The organism is Propionicimonas sp., assembly GCF_034927565.1.
Lineage (GTDB): Bacteria > Actinomycetota > Actinomycetes > Propionibacteriales > Propionibacteriaceae > Propionicimonas.
Genome location: NZ_JAYFPT010000008.1, coordinates 85,094 through 105,789 on the forward strand (window position 1 = coordinate 85,094; position 20,696 = coordinate 105,789).

The following is a 20,696-nucleotide window of genomic DNA, read 5'->3' on the forward strand; positions in this document are numbered from 1 at the left end:
CGTGACCCGCCCCTGCGGCTCGTCCCCCATGCGTCAACCCAGTATTCATGAACACACCTCGTCGTCGTTCGCCAATCGGCCCCCACCATGGAGTTCGGGTGGGTCAGGATCCGGACTGTAACGTTTCAATCCCGCCGAAAGCCGAAAGGTTAGCCGAGCTGGTGCGGGAAAGTCCAGCACCTCCCGGGCTACCGGAGCTGCCGACCTCCCGGCGGCCTTCCGAAGCGCTTCGGGACGCTGCCATCGTCGGGCAACGACGCCGAGCAACGACCGTCCTACTGCAACCAGTCCGCCGCCGGGCCCAATGCCAAAGACCCGGACAGCCTGCCAACTGCGGACCGCCGCCGTAGGGTTCGGTCATGGCAGACCTTCTTCAGATCAGGCATCCGAGCAGCGGCACCGAGGCGGAACTGGCGATCACCGATGGCACCATCCGGGCCGTCGACCTGCGGGAGGTCGTGGTCGACGGTGAGCCGCTGGCCACCTACGACCCGGGCTATGTGAACACCGCCTCCTGTCGGTCGGCCATCACCTACATCGACGGCAATGCCGGGGTTCTGGAATACCGCGGCTACCCGATCGAGCAGCTGGCCGAGCAGTCGACGTTCCTGGAGGTCGCCTGGCTGTTGCTCAACGGCGAACTGCCGACGGCTGGCGAGCTGGCCGAGTGGGAGCGGCTGATCACCGAGCACCGGATGCTGCCCGACAAGCTGAAGACGGTGCTGGCGGGCTTCCCCTACGACGCCCATCCGATGACCATCCTGATGGCCTCGACGGCCGCCTTCTACTCGTTCTACCCGGACGCCCGCAACTTCGACGATCCCGAAGCCCGGTCGCTCAATATCGCCCGGCTGATCGCCAAGATGCCGACCCTGGCTGCCTTCGCCTACCGCAAGGGCAAGGCCAAGCCCTACATCAACCCCGACGACGCCTACGGCTACTGCCACAACTTCCTGGCGATGCTGTTCAAGCAGGCCGAACGGCGCTATGTCGCCGACGAACGGCTGATCCGGGCGGTCGAGGTGCTGTTCATCCTGCACGCCGACCACGAGCAGAACTGCTCCACCTCTGCCGTCCGCTCGGTGGCCAGCTCCGGCAACGACCTCTACACCTGCGTCTCGGCCGGTGTCGGCGCGCTGCACGGCCCGCTGCACGGCGGGGCGAACGAGGCTGTGCTGACGATGCTGCGCGAGATCGGGACGGTGGACCGCGTCCCGGAGTTCATCGAGGGGGTGAAGGCCGGACGGGTGCGCATGATGGGCTTCGGTCACCGGGTCTACAAGAACTACGATCCGCGGGCGAAGATCATCAAGCGGGCGGTCGAGGACGTCTTCGAGATCACCGGGGTGAACCCGTTGCTGCAGGTGGCCCAGGAACTGGAGAAGTACGGCCTGACCGACGAGTACTTCGTCAGCCGCCGGCTCTACCCCAACGTCGACTTCTACTCCGGGCTGATCTACGAGGCGCTCGGCTTCCCGCCGGAGATGTTCACCGTCCTGTTCGCCATCCCGCGCACGGCCGGCTGGGCCGCCCACTACCAGGAGTTCATCACCGACCCGGACAACAAGATCGCCCGGCCGAAGCAGATTTACACCGGCTATCCGACTCGCAGCTACGTCCCCATCGAGGACCGGGGCTGAGTCCCGGGCCGGTCGTCCGGCCGGGCTCCACGGGCTCGGCCAGTCGTCGGGCACCGGCAGGGCGAGGGACGGCGACGATTCGGGCGGCCAATCCGGCAAATCCGGTTGCAGGGTGCCTACCACCCGTGCAAGGTAGTCACCATGAGTTCAAAGCTGAGCGCTGCCTCCCTGCAGGTCACCAGTCCCGACCAAGTCCGCAACGTTGTCCTGATCGGAAACGCAGGCTCGGGAAAGACGTCCCTGTTCGAGCAGCTGCTCAAGGCGCGGGTCGCCGGCTATCGCGGCGAGAAGGAGGACGCCGAGCGCGCCGCCCAGCTCTACCTGGCCTCGGTGGAGAACCGTGGCACGATCACCAATCTGCTCGACGCCCCCGGCCACCCCGACTTCGTCGGCGAACTGCGGGCCGGGATCCGCGCGGCTGACGCCGCCATCTTCGTGATCTCCGCCGCCGACGGCATCGACGGCGCCACCGTCGCGCTGTGGGAGGAATGCACCGCCGCGAAGCTGCCGCGGATCATCGCCCTCACCAAGCTGGACGCCGGCCATGCCGACTTCGACGGCTCGGTGTCGGCCGCCCAGGCGGCCTTCGGCGAGGGCGTCCTGCCCACCCACGTCCCCACCCTGTCGGCGCCCGGCGTGATCTCGGGCAATATCGGCCTGCTCAGCCTGGAGGAGCACGACTACTCCGGTGCCGAGGTGGTCAACCGGCAGCTGAACGCCGACGACGACCAGGTCGAGGCCTACCGCGGCCCGCTGATCGAGGCGATCATCCAGGAGGCCGAGGACGACTCCCTGATGGACCGCTACCTCTCCGGCGAGGAGCTCGACACCGACTATCTGCTCGACGACCTGATGAAGGCAGTGGCCACCGCCAACCTCTTCCCGGTGCTCCCGGTCGCGTCCAACACCGGCGTCGGCGTGGAGGAGTTGCTGCGGCTGATCGCCCACGGCTTCCCCACCCCGTCCATGCACCCGAACCCGCCGATCACCACGCCGGAGGGCGCCGAGCTGCCGGACGTCGAGACCGACCCGGCCGCACCGCTGGTCGCCCAGGTGATCCGCACCACCACCGACCCCTTCGCCGGCCGGTTGTCGATGGTGCGGGTGTTCTCCGGCACGCTGAAGGCCGACGACGTCGTCCATGTCAGCGGACACGGTTCGCGCTCGGCCGACCACGACTCCGAGGAACGGATCGGCCAGATCCAGGCCGCGGTCGGCAGTGAGTTGCAGCCGCGCAGTTCGGCGATCGCCGGCGAGATCGTCATGGTGCCGAAGCTCACCACCGCCGAGACCGGCGACACGCTGTCGTCCAGGGAACGCCCGGCAGTCGTCGGGCGCTGGGCGCTGCCGGAGCCCCTGCTGCCACTGGCGGTGCGTGCCGCCACCCGCAACGACGAGGACAAGCTGGGTGCCGCGCTCGCCCGGCTGGCGGTCGAGGACAGCACCGTCAGGCTGGACCGCGGCGGCAGCGACCAGTTGGTGCTGTGGACCACCGGCCAGGCCCATGCCGACCTGCTGCTGGCCCGGTTGGTGGACCGCTACGGCGTCAAGGTCGAGCAGGAGGAGCTGAAGATCCCGCTGCGGGAGACCTTCACCGGCAAGGCAACCGCGCTGGGACGGCACGTCAAGCAGTCCGGTGGTCACGGCCAGTACGCGGTCTGCAATATCGAGGTGGAGCCGCTGGAACGCGGCGCCGGCTTCGAGTTCGTCGACAAGGTGGTGGGTGGCGCGGTGCCGCGGCAGTTCATCCCGTCGGTGGAGAAGGGCATCCGCACCCAGTTGGAGAAGGGCGTCTTCGCCGGCTACCCGATGACCGACCTGAGGGTGACCCTGTACGACGGCAAGGCACACTCGGTGGACTCCTCCGACATGGCCTTCCAGCTGGCCGGCTCGCTGGCGATCAAGGAGGCGGCCAAGCCGAACGTGGTGGCGCTGCTGGAGCCGATCGACCTGGTGACCGTCACCGTGGGCGAGGAGTACCTCGGCCCGGTGATGACCGACCTGTCCGGACGCCGCGGCCAACTGCTCGGCTCGGACTCCGAGGGCCACAAGGCGATCATCCGTGCCCTGGTGCCGCAGTCGGAGCTCTCCCGCTACGCCATCGACCTGCGCGGCCTCGGCCATGGCTCGGGCACCTTCACCCGCGAGTTCCACGGCTACGAGCTGCTCCCGTCCAATCTGGTGGACAAGTTCGCCAAGGCCAACGCCTGAACTCCGGAAGGACTTCGTCTCCGGCCTGAGCCGGGGGCGAAGTCCTCGGTAGGCTGCCGGGGTGAGCAACTCCGGGCCGGACCGTGAGCCGGCATGACCGAGGTCAGGCTGCTGCTGACGGCGGTGATGTTCTACACCCGGATCCCGGTTCCGGGCTGGGTGGGGTACTCCGAGGACGCGCTCAATCGTTCGACCCGCTACTTCCCCGCCATCGGCTGGATCGTGGGGACGGCGGTCGCCGTGGTGATCTGGCTGGCCGGGCTGGTGCTGCCGACGGCAGTCGCCGTGGTGCTCGGGTTGGCCGCGGGAGTGCTGCTCACCGGCGCCTTCCACGAGGACGGGTTCGCCGACGTCTGCGACGGCTTCGGTGGCGGGCACTCGGCGGAACGCACCCTGGCGATCATGAAGGACTCCCGGGTCGGGGCCTTCGCCGTGATCGGCCTGGTACTGCTCTTCGGGCTCAAGCTCACCCTGCTGACCGACCTGGTCGGCCGCGGTCTGTGGCAGGCACTGGTCGGGCTGGTGTTCGCCCACGTGCTGAGCCGCTGGTGCGTGGTGACGGTGATCCGCAGCGGCACCTACGCCCGGCTGGACGCCACCAGCAAGGTCCGGCCGATCGGCAAGGCGATCTCGGTCGGCGGCCTGGGGGTGGCGACGCTGTGGCTGCTGCCCTTCGTCGGCCTGCTCTGGCCGACCCCGTGGTGGGGGCTGGCAGTGATTCCGGCCTTCGCCACCCGGCTGCTCATGTACCGCTGGTTCCGTCGCCGGCTGGGCGGCTACACCGGCGACTGCCTGGGCGCCCTGCAGCAGGTGATCGAGGTGGTCACCCTGGCCACGATCCTCGCCCTCGCGCGGACGGTGGGGGGATGAGCATGGGGCGTCGAACCAGCCGCACTGCTACCTCGGGAGGGTCGCATGAACGTCACGACTGAGCGGGTGCTGGTGACCGGTGGCGTCCGGTCGGGCAAGTCACGGTACGCCGAGGGTCTCCTCGACCGCCACGGCCCGGCGTTGTACGTCACGCCCGGCTATCCGGCCGATCCGGCGACCGATCCGGAGTGGGCGGCCCGAGTCGCCGCCCACCAGGCCCGCCGCCCGTCCGGCTGGCGCACTGCCGAGACCCTGGACCTCGCTGACGCCCTGACGTCGGCCGATGCCCCCGTGCTGGTCGACTGCCTGGGAGTGTGGCTCACCCGCGTCCTCGACGGCTGGCAGGCCTGGGAGCAGCCTCGTCCGCAGTGGCAGGCCCGGTTCGACGCCGAGGTCGATCGACTGGTCGCGGCAGTTGCGTCCAGCCCGCAGCGGCTGGTCCTGGTCACCAACGAGGTCGGCTGGGGGGTGGTGCCCGCCTACCCGGCCGGACGGATCTTCGCCGACTGCCTGGGACACCTCAACCAACGGGTCGGGCGGGTGGTCGACCGGGTGGTGCTGCTGGTCGCCGGGCGGGCGCTGGAACTGCCCTGACCCATGCTCTGAGAGGTCCGGCCAGCGGCAACCGTCCACCGGATCACGGCCGGCTGAACCTGTCGATCACCGCCGGCCACATGCAGCCAGACCACCGACGATGCACCGCTGGTGAACCACGGCCTCCGATCCGGATCCGTCTACCCGCTCTGGGCGACGAACCCGAACACCCCGTCGGCGGCCATCTGGACGGCGATCGCCGCCAGCAGCAGGCCGGCGATTCGGGAGGCGAGCATCGTCCCGCCCTCACCGAGCAACTTCCGGATCCCGCCGGCGAACCACAGGAACAGCCACACCAGCAGCATCACCGTGACCAGCGCCAGCCCGACGGTGAGGTGTCCGGTCGGGAAGGGGGCGTCCTGCACGGCCAGCATGCTGGCCACGATCGCGCCCGGTCCTGCCAGCAGCGGCGTGCCGAGCGGGACGATCGCGATGTTGACTCCCTCGTGGGTGGTCGGGTCGTCACCCTTGCCCATCAGCAGTTCGAGCGCGATCAGCAACAGCAGCAGGCCGCCGGACACCTGCAGCGCCGGCACTGAGACGTGCAGGTAGTCGAGGATCTGCTGACCGAAGACGGCGAAGACCGCGATCACGCCGAGCGCCACCAGCGAGGCACGGGTGGCAGCGTTCTTCCGCTCCTGGCTGGGCATGGACTTCGTCAGGGCGAGGAACACCGGCAGCAGGCCGGGCGGGTCGACGATCACGAAGAGGGTGACGACAGTGGTGAGGAAGAGGTACCCATCCACGAACCCGGTCACCGCGTCAGCCTAGCGGCTCCACACGCCAACCCGTGCGGGTGGGGCAGTCTCTCGCCCGCGGCCCGGGATCAGCCGAGCAGGTCAGAGCGAGTGCAGCGGACGGGCGCCCGGCAGCAGCAGCCAACTGGGAAGTCCCTCGACCTCGCCCGGAGGCCGTCTGCCGCAGAAACCGGGCAATCCAGGCCACTCGCGTGGATTATCCACTCGGACCACCGGATTTGCCCGGTTTCTGCGGGACAGCCGGCCACGCTGCGGCCCCTACAATGCCGCCATGCCCAGCGCCGACCAACGGATCCACCGCGACGTGGTGTCGTACGTCCGGCGGAGCGCCCGGATGAACCCCTCGCAGACCCGCGCCTGGGAGACCCTGCACGATCGCTGGACGCTCACCCTGCCGGCCGGGCCACGGGTGACCTCGGTCGCCGGGCACGCCCGGATCGACCTGCCGCAGGTGTTCGGCCGCACGGCACCGCTCCTGGTCGAGATCGGCTCCGGCAACGGCGAGGCTGTGGTCACGCTGGCGCAGCGGTTCCCGGAAGCAAACCTGCTCGCCTTCGAGGTCTTCGAGCCGGCAGCGGCGAGCACCCTGAGCAGGATCGAACGGGCCGGGGTGACCAACGTCCGGCTGGTGGTGGCCGACGGCAGCCAGGCGGTCGCGACCGCCCTGGAGGACGCCTCGATCACCGAACTGTGGACCTTCTTCCCCGACCCCTGGCACAAGGCCCGGCACCACAAGCGCCGGTTGGTGAACCCCGACTTCGCCGCCGTGGTGGGCCGCAAACTCGTCCCCGGTGGCCGCTGGCGGATCGCCACCGACTGGGCCGACTACGCCGACCACGCCCAGCAGGTGCTGGATGCCGAACCGAGCCTGGCCAACTTCTGCGACGGCGCCGCGCCCCGCTGGGAGCCGCGTCCGGTCACCCGGTACGAGGCGCGAGGGATCGCCGCCGGACGTCCGATCATCGACCTGTGCTACGTCCGGGCATGACCGGCCACAACACCGGGCGCCCCCGCACCCACGCCCGGGTCCTGGAGGACAGGAGTCCGTGGTGAGGTACCGGCTCGACATCGCCTACGACGGTGCCGGCTTCCACGGCTGGGCCGCGCAGACCGGGCTGCGTACCGTCCAGGGCGAGCTCGAACTGTGGCTGCAGCGGGTGTTGCGGTTGCCCCAGCGGCCCGAGTTGGTGGTGGCCGGACGGACGGACGCCGGCGTCCATGCCCGCGGCCAGGTGGCCCACGTCGACCTGCCCGACGACCTCGCGGGCAGGCCGGCCGAAACGGCGGCAACCCCCCGGCGCGAACTCCAGGCAGCGGGGTCGGTTCCGCCTCCTGCCGAGGTGGCCGCAACTCTCCAGCGCCGACTCCGGCGGGCGCTACCGGAAGACCTCGTGGTGTCGCAGGTCCGGGTGGCCCCCGACGGCTTCGACGCCCGGTTCTCGGCGATCTGGCGGCGCTATGTGTACCGGCTCACCGACACCGTCGCCGATCCGCTGCACCGCGGCTGGGTGGTGAAGGTGCGCGGCAGCATCGACCTGCCGGCACTGAACCAGGCCGGCCACAGCCTGGTCGGGCTGCACGACTTCGCCGCCTTCTGCCGAGCCCGCGAGGGAGCCACCACGATCCGGCAATTGCAGAGTCTGCAGGCGGTGCGGGTCGGCGAGGTGGTCGAGCTCACCGTCCAGGCCGACGCCTTCTGCCACTCGATGGTTCGCTCGCTGGTCGGCGCGCTGGTCGAGGTCGGCACCGGACGGCGGGACGCCGGCTGGCTCGCCGGCCTGGTCGACACCCACCTCCGCTCCGGCGAGGTGCCGGTGATGCCGGCGGCCGGGCTCGTCCTCGAAGAGGTCGGCTACCCACCCGCCGACCAGCTGGCGGCCAGGGCGCAGCAGGCCCGCGCCCATCGATCCCTGCCGGGCCAGGAGTGCACATGAGCCACTACTTCACCACCCCGACCGGCGCGGAGAACCGCCGCACGATCCGGATGACCTTCTGGGAGACCGACTGGGAGTTCGCGACCGCGGACGGCGTGTTCTCCGGGGACCGGCTCGACCCCGGGACCGCCGTCCTGCTGCGCGAGTCCTCTCCACCCGAGGGGGCCACCCGGCTGCTCGACCTCGGCTGCGGCTACGGCGTCCTGGCGGTCGCTCTGGCACTGGGCTGCCCGGACACTGTGGTGGACGCCGTCGACGTCAACCAGCGGGCGCTGGCACTCACGGCGGCGAACGCCGCCCGGCACGGCGTCGCCCAGCGTGTCCGGCCGGTCACCCCCGAGGCCGCAGACCCCGGGGCGCGTTACGACGAGATCTGGTCCAACCCGCCGATCCGGGTCGGCAAACAGGCCCTGCACGACCTTCTGCTCACCTGGCTGCCCCGGCTCGCCCCCGGCGGCATGGCCCGGCTGGTGGTCGGACGGAACCTGGGCGCCGACTCGCTGCAGCGCTGGCTGCTCGACCAGGGCTGGGCCTGTGAGCGGACGGCCAGCGCCAAGGGGTTCCGGGTGTTCGCGGTGCGCCGGGCCGATTGAGGCGCCAGCCCGCCCTGTTGCGCGCGGGGCCGCCCACGTACGCTGGGGACACCAACCCGCCGGCAACCAAGGAGCACGATGAGCGGCCAGAACACCACCCCTGATGCGGGCAGTATCTTCGACAAGGTCAAGGGTTTCGCCGAGGACGCCTCTGCCAAGGTGAAGGACTTCGCCGAGGATGCCCTTGACAACGTGAAGGACTTCACCGAAGACGCAGTCGACAACATCAAGGACTTCGCCGAAGACGCAGCCGAGAACATCAAGGACTTCGCCGGTGACGCCTCCGAGAAGGTCTCCGAGTTCGCCGGCGACGCCTCGGCGAAGGCCAGGGACCTCGCCGAGGACGCCTCCGCCAAGGTGAAGGACTTCGCCGAGGACGCCCCGGCCAACGCCAAGAAGCTCGCTGACGATGCCTCCTCGGCAGTCAAGGGGTTCACCCAGGATGCCTCCGAGAAGGCCAAGGATCTGTTGGGCGACGACAAGCCCTGATCACCGGGAGGTTCGGGTGGGCTACTCTTGGGCCCACCTGAACCTCTGCAGGGGAAGCCGGTGCGAATCCGGCGCTGACCCGCAGCCGTGACGTCGGTCCTGCCGACCAAGCCGGAGTGCCTGCACCGAGTTCTGGCTCACACATCAGTCCGTCGTGGAGCGCGGGCGAGCCGGACCGACTGCCGGTCAGCCCGTGAGTTCCACGGAAAGGAACTCCCGGTGAACCACCACAGACTCCTCCTCGCCACGACCGCGGCGACCGCCACCCTGCTGATCTCCGCGCCGCTCGCGGTTGCCGCCCCGGACACCACCGGCGCGCAGGCCGCGGCGGGGTACCTCACCTCCCAGCTGGTCGACGGCAGCCACCTCACCTCCGAGTTCGGCGACCAGTCGATCACCGCCGATGCCGTCTTGGCCCTGGTTGCTGCCGGCCGGGCCGAGGACAAGCCCGCGATCGAGGCGATGACCGGCTATCTGGAGCAGACCGCCGCCACCTACACTGCCACCGGCCCCGAGGCCGCGGCGAAGCTGACCCTGGTGACACTCGCCACCGGCGCAGACCCCGCGGCCTTCGGCGGCCAGGATCTACCCGCCCAGATCAAGGACGGCGTAGCCGCCGACGGTTCCTTCGGCGCCTTCCCCGGGCCCTATGCCTCCGGGCTGGCCATGGTGGCCCTGACCAGAGCCGGTCAGGAGATTCCGCAACCGATGGTCGACTGGCTGCTCTCCGGGGCGGCCGAGGGCGGCGGCTGGGGATACGACCCCAGCCAGCCGGCCGACGCCGACAGCACCGGCATGGCCCTGCTCGGCCTCGCCGCCGTCCCCAGCCCCGGCGACCAGGTGACCGCGGCGATCGACGCCGGCACCGCCTGGGCGGTGGCCAACCGGTCTGCCGACGGCTCCTGGCCCGGCTTCGCTCCGGTGAACTCCACCGCAACCCTCGGCAGCGCGTTGGTCGCGCTGGGCACCGACCAGCCGGAGTCCGTCGCCTACCTGCTCAGCCAGCAGCAGCCGGACGGCGGGCTCGCCACCGGAGCCGACGGCGCCACCGGAGCCGACCTGCTCGCCACCGCCCAGGGCACCCTGCTGCTCGCCGGAGCGAGCTACCTCGACCTGGCTCCGGCTGCGACCGCCGCCCTCGCCCCCGGCATGGAAATTCCGCTGTGGTCGCTGGTCGGGCTGATCGGCCTGGCGATCGTCGCCGTGGTCGTGGTCGAGTACCGCCGCCTGTGAGACACGGACCGGCCATCCTGGCAGCCGCCCTGGTGCTTCTTGCCGCCGGGCCGGTCGCCCCTGCGTCCGCCGCTCCCGCCGAGACCTGTACCGGCGTCTGGGTGGTGGTGGACGCCAGCACCCTGGGTGGCCCGGTGTCGCTCAGTTGTGCCACCGACCACACCACCGGGACCGAAGCACTGGCCAGCGCCGGAGTGGAGATCGTCCGCTCCAGCAGCATGCTCTGCCAGCTGAACGGGCTGCCCGAGGAGTGCTCCATCTCGGCCACCGCCTACTGGTCGTACTGGCAGGCGGCCCCTTCCGGGGACTCCTACGGCGCCTGGACCTACGCCAGCCTGGGTCCGGACAGCTACCATCCCCGCGGCGGGGACGCCGAGGGCTGGGTGTTCGGGGACGGCAGAACACCGCCGTCCGCCCTGCCCACGACCCTCGCCCAGCCGGGCCCGGGAACCACCACCACCGCCACCGTGCCTGCGCAACCGGAGCCCACCCCGCAGCAGCTCCCGGCCCCGGGCAGCCCCCGGACGCTGATCATCGTGGTCGGGCTGGTCGTGCTGGTGGCCATCGCGCTCTGGATCGCCCGCCGCAGGAGACCCTGATGCATCCCTGGGCCTGGTGGGCGTGGGCGGTGGGGCTGGCGGTAGCGGCCAGCGGTACCACCAACCCACTGCTGCTGGTGCTGATCGCTGCCGCGGTGGTGGCTGTCGTCCTGCTTCGCCGCGGCAACGCGCCCTGGGCCAGGTCGCTGGCCGCCTATGCCGGCCTGGCGGTGTTCATCATCGCGATGCGGCTGACCTTCCAGGTGTTGCTCGGAGCGGGTCTCGGCTCGACAGTCCTGTTCACCCTGCCCGAGATCCCGCTGCCCGACTGGGCCGCGGGCATCCGGCTCGGCGGCGCGGTCACCGCCGAATCCCTGCTCTACGGCTTCTACGACGCCCTGCGGATCGCCGTGATGCTGCTCTGCGTCGGAGCAGCCAATGCCCTGGCGAATCCGCGTCAGGCGTTGCGGTCGGTGCCGGCCGCGCTCTACGAGGCCTCGGTGGCGGTGGTGATCGCGCTGTCGGTCGCGCCCCAGTTGATCGAGAGTGCCCAGCGGGTGCGCAAGGCCCGCCGGCTGCGCGGCCGCTCCACCCGGGGCCTGCGCGGACTGGCGACCATCGTCATCCCGGTGCTGGGCGACGCCATCGACCGGTCGATAGCACTGGCCGCCGGCATGGAGGCCCGTGGTTTCGCCCGTACCCGCCGTGACCAGAGCCGCGGCACCCTGCCGGTGATGCTGTTGTCGAGCAGCGTTGCCCTCGTCGGGGTGTTCCTCCTGCTGTCCACCAGCTGGGCGGTACCGGCCCTGCTCACGCTCGCCGCCGGGGTGGCCGGCACCGCCTGGGGCCTGCGCCGGGCCGGACGACGGCTGCAGATCACCCACTACCGCCCCCAGCCGTGGGGCCTACGAGATACCGGGGTGGCACTGTGCGGCGCCCTCGTGGCCGTGACCGCCTTCGCCCTGGTCGCCCTGTCCCCGGGCGCGCTCACCCCGTCCACCGATCCGCTGGCCTGGCCAGAACTCACCTGGGGCATGCTGGTGATGGCGGCGCTCGGTTTTGCTCCGATCGCCTGGACCGTCCCGCGCCGGGTGGTGCAGTCGGAGCCGGGGCGGCGTGACAGCCGCGTCCGCAGCCTCCGGCCGCGGGCCGAGCCCGAACTGGTGGACGCATGATCGACTTCACCGGCGTCACCATCACCTACCCCGGTGCCGAGCGCCCCACCCTGCAGGAGGTGAACCTGCGCATCCCGGACGGGGATCTCTGCCTGGTGGTCGGCCCCACCGGCTCGGGTAAGTCCACCCTGCTGGGGGCGATCAACGGCCTGGTGCCGCACTTCACCGGCGGCCAACTGCGTGGCCGGGTGAGCGTCGACGGACGCAGCACCGCCGACGCCCGTCCGCGTGATCTGGCCGACCTGGTGGGCTACGTCGGGCAGGATCCGTTGCGCGGCTTCGTCACCGACACCGTGTCCGACGAGATCGCCTACGGGATGGAGCAGCTCGGGATTCCTCCGATGGCGATGCGCAAGCGGGTCGAGGAGACTCTCGACCTGATGGGCATCGCCGATCTGCGCCGGCGTCCCCTGACCGAGCTGTCCGGCGGCCAGCAGCAGCGGGTGGCGATCGCCGCGGTGCTTGCCGCCCAGCCACGCGTGCTGGTGCTGGACGAGCCCACCTCGGCGCTCGACCCCACCGCCGCCCAGGACGTGCTGTCAGCGATCACCACCCTGGTGCACGACGTCGGTCTGACAGTCGTCCTGGCCGAGCACCGGCTGGAGCGGGTGATGCAGGCGGCCGACTCCGTGCTGTGGCTGCCCGGTGACGGCAGTGCGCACTACGGACCGGCGGCGCGGGTGCTCGCCGGGGCGAACGTCACACCGCCGCTGGTGGCGCTGGCCCGGACCGTCGGTTGGTCCGAGGTGCCACTGTCGGTACGCGAGGCGCGACGCCGGGTGCAGGCCGCCGGACTCGTCCCGGCCGCCCCGGCACAGTACCTTCCCGACACCGGCGAGGTGGTGCTGCGCGCGCAGCGGCTGGGGGTGCGCTACGGCGAGTTGATGGCGGTCGCCGATGTCGATCTCGAGCTGCGACGCGGCAGTGTCACCGCGTTGATGGGACGCAACGGCGCTGGCAAGTCGTCGCTGCTGTGGGCTTTGCAGGGTGCCCTGACCTCGTCCGGCGAGCTGATGGTGGACGGCACGGACCCGCGGACGCTGCCTGCCGAGCACGCCCGCCGGGTGGTCACCCTGGTGCCTCAGACCGCGGCCGACCTGCTCTACCTGCCGACCGTGGCCGACGAGTGCCGCCAGTCCGACACCGAGAGCGAGGCCGAGCCCGGCACCACTGCCCGACTGCTCGCCACCCTCGGGGTGGAGGTCGAGTCGGGCCGCGACCCACGAGATCTCTCCGAGGGCCAGCGGCTCGCCCTGGTGCTGGCTGTCCAGCTGGCCTCCCGGCCGGCAGTTGTCCTGCTGGACGAGCCCACCCGCGGGCTGGACTACGCCACCAAGGCGGAGCTCCACGGCATCATCGCCCGGCTCGCTCATGCCGGAACCGCCGTGCTGGTCAGCACCCACGACGTCGAATTCGCTGCCGCGGTGAGTACCCGGATGCTGCTGATGGCTGACGGCGAGGTGATCGCGGACGGTCCGACGGCCCAGATCTGTACCTCGTCGGTGGCCTACGCACCGCAACTGGCCAAGGTCTTCGCCCCGGTTCCGGTGCTCACCCCGGACGATGTCGCGCGGGGGCTGGCGTGACCTCCCGGGCGCTGGGCGGCCGGGCTACCGGCTCGCTGGTGGTGGCCCTGGTCGGCGGCCTGGCGGCCTTTCTCTGGCCGCTGTTCCTCTCCCCCGACGCCGCCGTCCTGCCTGCCCAGGCGCCGATCCTGTTCGCGCTGGTGCTGCCGCTGGTGCTCGCGATCGTACTCTCCGAGCTCGCCGGGGGCCGGCTGGACGTGAAGGCGCTGGCGATGCTCGGCGTGCTGGCCGCGGTCGGGATGATCCTGCGTCCGCTCAGCGCGGGCACGGCGGGACTGGAACTGATCTTCTTCCTGATGATTCTGGGCGGGCGGGTGTTCGGCCCGGGTTTCGGCTTCGCGCTCGGCGCGATCACGATGTTCGGTTCGGCCCTGATCACCGGCGGGGTGGGCCCGTGGCTGCCCCACCAGATGCTCGCCGCCGGCTTTGTCGGGCTGTTCGCGGGGTGGCTGCCCGCGGCCCGCGGCAGGGCGGAGATCGCTGTGCTGACCGGCTACGGGATGGTGGCGGCCTTCGGCTACGGCTGGTTGATGGACTTCGCCTTCTGGCCGTTCAGCCTGGGCGGCGGCACTGACATCTCGTTCCACCCGGGAGCCCCGGCACTGGAGAACCTGCACCGGTTCGTGCTCTACAACCTGGCCACCTCGATGGGCTGGAATCTCGGACGGGCGCTCACCAACGCCGTCCTGCTGACCGTGCTCGGGACGCCACTGCTGCGACTGCTGCGGCGCGCGGCGCGAACCGCGTCCTTCGACATCCCTGACGATGAGCAGCCCGGAATACTGGCCACCGGCGCCCAGTTGGGCTAGGAAGGAAGCAATCACAGCCACACACGAGGAGAAGTCCATGGCCTACACGCTGCCGGATCTCGATTACGACTACGGAGCCCTCGCCCCGCACATCGCGCCCGAAATCATGGAGCTCCACCACAGCAAGCACCACGCCGCCTATGTCGCCGGCGCGAACGCCGCCCTTGAGCAACTGGCGGAAGCACGCGCGTCCGGGAACTTCGGTGCCATCAACAAGCTGGAGAAGGATCTGGCCTTCCACCTGGGCGGCCACATCAACCACTCGGTGTTCTGGAAGAACATGTCCCCCGACGGCGGTGGTGAGCCCACCGGCGAGGTGGCCTCGGCGATCGATGAGTTCTTCGGTTCCTTCGACGGCTTCAAGAAGCAGTTCGCCGCGACGGCCAACGGCATCCAGGGCTCCGGCTGGGCACTGCTGGTCTGGGATACCCTCGGCCAGCGGCTGAACATCAACCAGCTCTACGACCAACAGGCCAACGTGCCGGTCGGGCAACTGCCGGTGCTGCAGCTGGACATGTGGGAGCACGCCTTCTACCTGCAGTACAAGAATGTCAAGGCCGACTACGTCACCGCCTGGTGGAACGTGGTCAACTGGGCCGACGTCACCGACCGGCTGGCCAAGGCCAGGGCTGCCGCCATCTTCTGATCGCGCCGTCCGCCAGACCTGTTTCGCCAGAGCTGTCCGGAGCCCCGTCCGAGCACCGTCCCGGCCGGGGCTCCGGCATGTCTGGGGAGGCCGAGCTCCGGTCCCACCGGGAGAGGACTTTCCTGAGAAAGTTTGCACTGTCTCTCAGAATGAGGCAGTCTGTTCTCAGAAAGCATGTCATCCAGCTGGGGGAATTCGGTCTTGCCCAAGAAGTCAACTGTTCTGGCAGTGGGAGCGCTCACCATGGCGCTGCTCGGCGGCGGCACCGCTGCGGCCAGCGCACTGCACAAGGACGTCACCCTGAAGGTGGATGGCAAGACCGTACCTGCCGGCGCCTTCGCACTGACCGTGTCCGATGTGCTCGCGTCCCAGGGCATCACCGTCGGCGACCGCGACCTGGTCTACCCCGCGCTCGATGACACCGTCTCGGACGGAGAGACCATCACCGTCGCGTACAGCCGTCCGGTGACACTCACCGTGGACGGCTCCCCTGTCACCATCCACACCACCGCCACCACCCTCGATGCGGCGCTGGGCGAGTTCCAGCTCCGCGAACTCGGCCAGTCGAAGCTGTCGATCTCACGGTCCGCGGCGTTGCCCCGCGAAGGCCTCAGTGTCGACGTCACCACACCGAAGCAGGTCACTCTCAAGGTCGGTGGCAAGAAGCAGGACCTGACCACCACCAGCGACACCGTCGCCGACCTGCTGGCCGAGCAGGGAGTCATCCTGGATGCCGACGACGTCCTGAAGCCGGTCGCCACCACCGACGTCACCGCGGAGCTGACCGTCACGGTGGATCGGGTCGAGGTCACCACCAAGACCAAGACCGAGAAGATCCCGTTCCAGACCACCACCAGGAAGAACTCCTCGCTCTGGCTCGGGGAGTCCAAGCTGCTGCAGTCCGGCAGGGACGGCGAGGCCAAGCGCACCTACGAGATCACGAAGGTGAACGGCAAGGTCAAGCAGACCAAACGGATCGCGGAGAAGATCGTCGCCGAGCCACAGGATGCTGTGAAGGCGGTCGGCACCAAGAAGGCCGGCAGCTCCGGAAAGGGGCTGAACCTGGCGCGTGCCGCCATGTGGGACCGGATCGCCAAGTGCGAGTCGGGCAAGCGCTGGCACATCAACACCGGCAACGGCTACTACGGCGGTCTGCAGTTCTCCAAGGCCTCCTGGAATGCCAACGGTGGCCGTGACTTCGCCGCCTATCCGCACCAGGCCAGCCGCGCCGAACAGATCACCGTCGCCAACCGTTACTACGCCAAGGCCGGCCTGAAGCCCTGGGGCTGTCGGCACGCCGCCTGACGCGACACCCGAGATCCGGCAATGACGATCGGAGCCTGTTGATCCCCCACCTGATCCACCCACTCCCACCAAACTGAGGCCCGGGCCGCCCCCTCCCCCACCACCACAGACCCGGCTACCTCACCAGTGGCGCCGCCCCTCCCCCCGGGCGGCGCCACTGGCTGTTCCGGCTATCCTGAGGTGGAAGTGGAACCACGTCCCCGCCGACAGTGGGCCAAGCCCCGATAGCTGAAACCGGCCTGGAAGGAGCCGACGTGCCGCGCGACCATCTCTACAATCTGGAACTGACGTGGACCGGCAACACCGGTTTCGGCACTACTGGCTACCGTGACTACAGCCGGGACCACGAGATCGTCGCCGATGGACCGGGCAGCCTGCCAGGCACCGCCGACCCGCCCTTTCGCGGAGTGCCCGACCGCTGGAACCCCGAACAGCTGTTCCTCGCCTCGATCGCCCAGTGTCACCTGCTCACCTACCTGTGGCTGTGCGTGGGCGCCGGCGTGGTGGTGACCGGCTATGCCGACTCCCCGTCCGGGGTGATGACCGAGGAGGCTGACGGCAGCGGACGGTTCACTTCGGTGACACTACGGCCCCGAGTCACCATCACCGCCGACAGCGATCCCGTCCTGGCCCGTGAACTGCACCACAAGGTCGGCGAGTACTGCTTCATCGCCCGCTCCGTGAGCGTCCCCATCCAGCACGACCCCACCGTTGAGTTCGAAGCCGCCGACTGACCATCACCAGACCACGACCACCGCTCCCCAGCCGGTTCCCCCTCGCGCTCACCCAAGACTGTCAACCAGCGCGACCATCTTGTCCAACTCCTTGCGATTGGCATCGACGAAGGCCTGCTCCAGCTCTCGCTGGACCTGCATGAACCGGCTCAGGTAGTCGGTTTTCTCCCGGCAGTCGAAGTCACGTAGCGCAATCTGGCGTTCGGGGTCGGAGCCGACCAGGCGGGTCTGGTCATCCGGCACCGAGGTGTCGCCCTCACCGGCCTCCGCGACGTCACCGGACGGACTGGTCATCTGGGCCCTGACGTAGGCCTGAATCGGACCGTCCCAGGGTCTGCCCTCGGGTAGGTCATCGATCGCGAAACCCGCTTTGGCCATGCACTGGCGCCATTCGCGGTTGAGGCTGATGATCTCTTGTTGCTCGAAGACGCGACCGTGGCGGGTCTGCATCGTTACGCGAGTGACGAGGTCCCCAAATCGCACAAGCACGTCTCGATCCGCATGCGCTCCAGCCGGATCGGGGTACGTGCGTTCAGCATCGCCGAGGCAACCGCCGAGCTCCTCCGGCTGGTTGTACGGATCATGGTCTTGTGCGGTCGTGTCAACTCCATACATCGCGATCAGGTAAGCGCTCAGCTCTGACTTGGTGAGCGAGTCGATATACGCCTGGTTCTCGTCGGTCTGCTCAGGCCGGTCTGCGGGCCGAGGTTCAACGCCGTAGCCGGATGCCTGAACCTCGGCGCGACTCGCCGGTAGCCGAGGAACGGCGAGGTAGTCCCGATCCTCGACATCCGGTGCACTGCTACCGGTTGTCCAGGGCCGTGGGTAATAGAGGAACCCTCGATCCTTCATACAGCCAGCAACAGCAGCCTCTCGCGACTCCCAGTTAATCCGGACGTCCTCTGACACCGTGTTGCTTACCCACTGTTTACCTCGGCGAATGGCGCCCCAGTACGGCACCAAAGGAAAGTCTTCTGGTACATCGGTGTGAATCGAGGCAGAGGCTTGCCCCGCGGTGGCCGGAGAACCCGGGTCTGGCGGAGCTGCGGTTTCAGGTGCGCTCAACACAACCGGTGGTGTGTCGCTCGCCGTTGCCGGGGGCGGCTCGCTCAGGTCGCGATCTTGCTGGCAGCCACCGATGGCCAGCGGCAGCACAGCAGCCGCTAGGACGATCGAACGGAATCGCATGGATCCTCCGATGTGGTGTTGTAGCGAAGGGAGGGCGCGTCGTTGCGCCACACCCCACACCTTGAGACTACGGGAGCGATCAGTCACCGGCCAGACTGAACTGGTCGCCATCGCCAACTCTTGGAACAGTTCGTTCGCTACGAGGACGGAGGCGACACAGGACCGGTTTCGAAGACCGGCCGATGGTCGGTGGACTCCAGCCATCGGTGGGAAAGCAGGACCACGTTGCCTGGTTCGTTGAAGTCGCGCGGGCGGTCGCCGCTACCGTCGAGCCAGACGGCGCCCCCTCGGGCGATCTGATCTGCCTCTCGGCGCGGAGGCGGAGTCTGCCGGAGCAGGTCGGCGTTGCGATCTGACTGCGAGCCTGCACTGGCGCCACGGGGGCCGTCGCAGCCAGTCCGGGCACGCCGAAAGCCGGTTCAGGACGCTGAACCGGTACAACGGATCGGGCCGAACCAGCCTCGACGTTCCCTGACTGGGCAGAGTGACACTGTGACCTTCATCGCGTCGGGTGCGGTCAGGGCGCAGCCCATCAGCGCCGGAGCGGGACCAGGCTGCGGCGTCGGGTCGCGAGTGAGGCTGAGCCCGGACGACGCACGGCGGTCCGCCTGCCCCGAACTCCGCTCCCGCGCCGGCGACCAGGCCTGGAAACTGACGGCGTTCTCCGGTCGCCATGGGGCAGATCCGGCAACAGCGGTGGCGCCCCGGGCGCGGCCGGCCCAGGACGTCCGCGGTTGCCGGCCCCCGTGCGTAGGTGAGCCCGTTGGCGGCCACGAGATAGTGCCGGCCGAGCGGACTGGTCCAGCAGAAGGTGCCGGCTCCGTCCTGACTGACCTGCCAGCCGGCGTGGGTCTTGGCACGATGCGCCTTGCGCGACAGCGGGCCGAGGTTACTCACGGAGGTCTGGCCGGGCGTACCGTCCCATCGGTAGGGACGGGTGTGGTCCAGGTCGAGCTTGGCGCTGGACCGGCCACCGTAGGGCCAGACCTCCCAGGGATGGCGGGCCAGGACGGCCCGGCGAATCGCGGCGGGGATCTCGTAGGAGTCGACTGCAGTGATGCCGTCGGTGTCGAGGACGGGCTGCACCGTGATCCGCTTGTTGTGCAGCAACACCTGCAACTGTTCCAGCGTGACCGCTCCGACCCCGGTGGCGCGGGCCAGGCCACGCCCGGCGTCCAGGGTGTGTTCGGACAGGTGCACGACCAGCGTGGCTTTGGGCAGCAGGCGGTCGGGATCGACGGTGATCGTGCCGCAGGTGTGACCGGCGCAATGCTGCGGCGACCGCGGCCCGAACTCGTCTGCGACGGTCTCGACATCGCGTGCGACCCTGGCCGAATCCTCCTCGATCGCCCCGACCAGTACGGGCTGAGTTGCTGCCTGCAACATGGCCAGTGCGCGGGCGGGGGTGGCCAGGATGCCCAGCGCGGTCGCTCGGCGGATCTCGACCGGAGCGGTGTCGCCGCAGGCCGCGAGGATGTCGGCGAAGCGTGCCAGGGCAGCGTCGAGGTAAATGCCGTCGGCAGCGTCGACCAGCCCGTACAGGGGCGACACCCCAGCACTCGACTCCCCGATGGTCACCCGGCGGGAACGGCGGGCGAGTTCGAACCGTTCGTTCGCCGCCTGCGGGTCGGCCTGGGCGACCAGCGCGTCAACAAACCGGGCCAGCCTGCCGAACGACAGCCGCCCGATGAACGGCGCCATGCTCACGTCGACCCACAGGGCGAGTTCGAGCGGCAACTCCCAGGCCTGGCGCGCGATCTTGCGAGCCTGCCACAACGGGAACTCCCCGGCCAGCGCCTGTGCCCACAGCCGCGGGTGACGGGCCTGGAGGGTGACCAGTTCAGCGACCTCGACCCTGACCCCGACCGGTTCCCGATGAAGGGCCGCAGCCAACTCCAGACAGGCGAAGTCATCCACCTGCGGCGTCCCGTCGGCACCGATCTCAACCTTGTCGGCCGGAACCTCGCCCCGGTAGGTGCGTACCACCCGGAGCATCGCCAGCGCGCGCTGGACGGCGACCAGCCTGCCAGCGCGCTCAGCAGCTTCGACCACATCGAGCGCCGCTGCCGCGTCCATCCGCGAGACATCCACCAGTTCGAACATGTGTACTATTATTGCAGCCCGGTCCGACAAGTTCTTCGTGTTATGTCTCAAGACTTCGGTGACAGTTCTGCATCACCACATGGGTGGCACTTCGGGGTTCTTGGCGGTAGCACCAGCTGTGAAGGAGCTGCGCTGCGTCCTCGCGTGCCGCAGGTACATCGCTCGGAGCGCGTTCCCCACCCACGGCGGGCGCAGCCGCGATCACTGACTCCTGCCGGTGGGGCTGACCAGATCACCAGCCGATCAGCGCGCACGACACGATGAAAGCGACAGCGCCGCCCACCCAACG

General features: G+C 69.5%; 19 protein-coding genes and 1 riboswitch. Of the genes, 16 read left to right on the top strand and 3 right to left on the bottom strand.

Features of this window, described 5'->3' with window-relative positions; all coding sequences use genetic code 11:
• The first annotated feature begins 359 nt into the window (after nt 1-359).
• The 4 genes from VB080_RS02375 to cobU all read left to right on the top strand — a co-directional run bounded on the left by VB080_RS02375 (nt 360) and on the right by cobU (nt 5,315).
• Nucleotides 360-1,640: a citrate synthase gene (locus tag VB080_RS02375; protein WP_323416817.1), complete on the top strand. Its 1,281-nt coding sequence runs from the start codon at nt 360-362 to the stop codon at nt 1,638-1,640.
• 141 nt (nt 1,641-1,781) lie between these two features.
• The gene (locus VB080_RS02380; RefSeq protein ID WP_323416818.1) at nt 1,782-3,851 is read left to right on the top strand and encodes an elongation factor G-like protein EF-G2; all 2,070 of its coding nucleotides are present in this window, start codon (nt 1,782-1,784) and stop codon (nt 3,849-3,851) included.
• Nucleotides 3,852-3,944: 93 nt separating this feature from the next.
• The gene (gene cobS, locus VB080_RS02385) at nt 3,945-4,721 is read left to right on the top strand and encodes an adenosylcobinamide-GDP ribazoletransferase (protein ID WP_323416819.1); all 777 of its coding nucleotides are present in this window, start codon (nt 3,945-3,947) and stop codon (nt 4,719-4,721) included.
• A 45-nt stretch (nt 4,722-4,766) separates the two neighbouring features.
• On the top strand, nt 4,767-5,315 hold the full coding sequence (gene cobU / locus VB080_RS02390; protein ID WP_323416820.1) for a bifunctional adenosylcobinamide kinase/adenosylcobinamide-phosphate guanylyltransferase: 549 nt from the start codon (nt 4,767-4,769) through the stop codon (nt 5,313-5,315).
• A gap of 140 nt (nt 5,316-5,455) precedes the next feature.
• Here cobU and VB080_RS02395 read toward each other — a convergent pair whose 3' ends face one another.
• A complete protein-coding gene (locus VB080_RS02395; protein WP_323416821.1) occupies nt 5,456-6,073 on the bottom strand; it encodes a MarC family protein in 618 nt (205 codons plus the stop codon).
• A 271-nt stretch (nt 6,074-6,344) separates the two neighbouring features.
• Between VB080_RS02395 and trmB the strand changes: the two genes are divergently transcribed.
• From trmB to VB080_RS02455, 12 genes are all read left to right on the top strand, one after another.
• Nucleotides 6,345-7,061: a tRNA (guanosine(46)-N7)-methyltransferase TrmB gene (gene trmB / locus VB080_RS02400; RefSeq protein WP_323416822.1), complete on the top strand. Its 717-nt coding sequence runs from the start codon at nt 6,345-6,347 to the stop codon at nt 7,059-7,061.
• Nucleotides 7,062-7,119: 58 nt separating this feature from the next.
• Nucleotides 7,120-8,007: a tRNA pseudouridine(38-40) synthase TruA gene (gene truA, locus VB080_RS02405; RefSeq protein WP_323416823.1), complete on the top strand. Its 888-nt coding sequence runs from the start codon at nt 7,120-7,122 to the stop codon at nt 8,005-8,007.
• Nucleotides 8,004-8,600, top strand: a complete 597-nt coding sequence (locus VB080_RS02410; protein ID WP_323416824.1) for a class I SAM-dependent methyltransferase — start codon at nt 8,004-8,006, stop codon at nt 8,598-8,600. Before truA ends, VB080_RS02410 begins: the two co-directional genes overlap by 4 nt.
• A gap of 78 nt (nt 8,601-8,678) precedes the next feature.
• A complete protein-coding gene (locus VB080_RS02415; protein ID WP_323416825.1) occupies nt 8,679-9,089 on the top strand; it encodes a hypothetical protein in 411 nt (136 codons plus the stop codon).
• Nucleotides 9,087-9,233: riboswitch (cobalamin riboswitch) on the top strand. It overlaps the preceding gene by 3 nt.
• Nucleotides 9,234-9,308: 75 nt before the next feature.
• Complete coding sequence (locus tag VB080_RS02420) at nt 9,309-10,322, top strand: prenyltransferase/squalene oxidase repeat-containing protein (RefSeq protein ID WP_323416826.1); 1,014 nt, start codon at nt 9,309-9,311, stop codon at nt 10,320-10,322.
• Nucleotides 10,319-10,921, top strand: a complete 603-nt coding sequence (locus tag VB080_RS02425; protein WP_323416827.1) for a hypothetical protein — start codon at nt 10,319-10,321, stop codon at nt 10,919-10,921. The genes VB080_RS02420 and VB080_RS02425 overlap by 4 nt, the downstream gene beginning before the upstream one ends.
• Complete coding sequence (locus VB080_RS02430) at nt 10,921-12,036, top strand: energy-coupling factor transporter transmembrane component T (RefSeq protein ID WP_323416828.1); 1,116 nt, start codon at nt 10,921-10,923, stop codon at nt 12,034-12,036. Before VB080_RS02425 ends, VB080_RS02430 begins: the two co-directional genes overlap by 1 nt.
• Entirely contained in the window at nt 12,033-13,622 is a 1,590-nt protein-coding gene (locus tag VB080_RS02435; protein WP_323416829.1) for an ABC transporter ATP-binding protein, read from the top strand. The genes VB080_RS02430 and VB080_RS02435 overlap by 4 nt, the downstream gene beginning before the upstream one ends.
• Nucleotides 13,619-14,431, top strand: a complete 813-nt coding sequence (locus VB080_RS02440; RefSeq protein ID WP_323416830.1) for an ECF transporter S component — start codon at nt 13,619-13,621, stop codon at nt 14,429-14,431. Before VB080_RS02435 ends, VB080_RS02440 begins: the two co-directional genes overlap by 4 nt.
• 37 nt (nt 14,432-14,468) lie before the next feature.
• Nucleotides 14,469-15,077 (top strand): superoxide dismutase, encoded by a 609-nt coding sequence (locus tag VB080_RS02445; RefSeq protein ID WP_323416831.1) that lies wholly within the window; start codon nt 14,469-14,471, stop codon nt 15,075-15,077.
• A gap of 201 nt (nt 15,078-15,278) precedes the next feature.
• Nucleotides 15,279-16,382 (top strand): transglycosylase family protein, encoded by a 1,104-nt coding sequence (locus VB080_RS02450; protein WP_323416832.1) that lies wholly within the window; start codon nt 15,279-15,281, stop codon nt 16,380-16,382.
• Between the two features lie 254 nt (nt 16,383-16,636).
• A complete protein-coding gene (locus VB080_RS02455) occupies nt 16,637-17,116 on the top strand; it encodes an OsmC family protein (RefSeq protein ID WP_323416833.1) in 480 nt (159 codons plus the stop codon).
• A gap of 48 nt (nt 17,117-17,164) precedes the next feature.
• Here the strand turns inward: VB080_RS02455 and VB080_RS02460 are convergent, their stop codons facing one another.
• Together VB080_RS02460 and VB080_RS02465 are read right to left on the bottom strand one after the other, a co-directional pair.
• Complete coding sequence (locus VB080_RS02460; RefSeq protein ID WP_323416834.1) at nt 17,165-18,355, bottom strand: hypothetical protein; 1,191 nt, start codon at nt 18,353-18,355, stop codon at nt 17,165-17,167.
• 210 nt (nt 18,356-18,565) lie between these two features.
• On the bottom strand, nt 18,566-20,407 hold the full coding sequence (locus tag VB080_RS02465) for a DUF222 domain-containing protein (protein WP_323416835.1): 1,842 nt from the start codon (nt 20,405-20,407) through the stop codon (nt 18,566-18,568).
• Between the last annotated feature and the right edge of the window lie 289 nt (nt 20,408-20,696).

Excerpts from the sequence above, each read along its gene's own strand:
- VB080_RS02375 (WP_323416817.1), top strand. The coding sequence starts at position 360 with ATGGCAGACCTTCTTCAGATCAGGCATCCGAGCAGCGGCACCGAGGCG.
- VB080_RS02380 (WP_323416818.1), top strand. The coding sequence starts at position 1,782 with ATGAGTTCAAAGCTGAGCGCTGCCTCCCTGCAGGTCACCAGTCCCGAC.
- cobS (WP_323416819.1), top strand. The coding sequence starts at position 3,945 with ATGACCGAGGTCAGGCTGCTGCTGACGGCGGTGATGTTCTACACCCGG.
- cobU (WP_323416820.1), top strand. The coding sequence starts at position 4,767 with ATGAACGTCACGACTGAGCGGGTGCTGGTGACCGGTGGCGTCCGGTCG.
- trmB (WP_323416822.1), top strand. The coding sequence starts at position 6,345 with ATGCCCAGCGCCGACCAACGGATCCACCGCGACGTGGTGTCGTACGTC.
- VB080_RS02410 (WP_323416824.1), top strand. The coding sequence starts at position 8,004 with ATGAGCCACTACTTCACCACCCCGACCGGCGCGGAGAACCGCCGCACG.
- VB080_RS02415 (WP_323416825.1), top strand. The coding sequence starts at position 8,679 with ATGAGCGGCCAGAACACCACCCCTGATGCGGGCAGTATCTTCGACAAG.
- VB080_RS02430 (WP_323416828.1), top strand. The coding sequence starts at position 10,921 with ATGCATCCCTGGGCCTGGTGGGCGTGGGCGGTGGGGCTGGCGGTAGCG.
- VB080_RS02435 (WP_323416829.1), top strand. The coding sequence starts at position 12,033 with ATGATCGACTTCACCGGCGTCACCATCACCTACCCCGGTGCCGAGCGC.
- VB080_RS02445 (WP_323416831.1), top strand. The coding sequence starts at position 14,469 with ATGGCCTACACGCTGCCGGATCTCGATTACGACTACGGAGCCCTCGCC.
- VB080_RS02465 (WP_323416835.1), bottom strand. The coding sequence starts at position 20,407 with ATGTTCGAACTGGTGGATGTCTCGCGGATGGACGCGGCAGCGGCGCTC.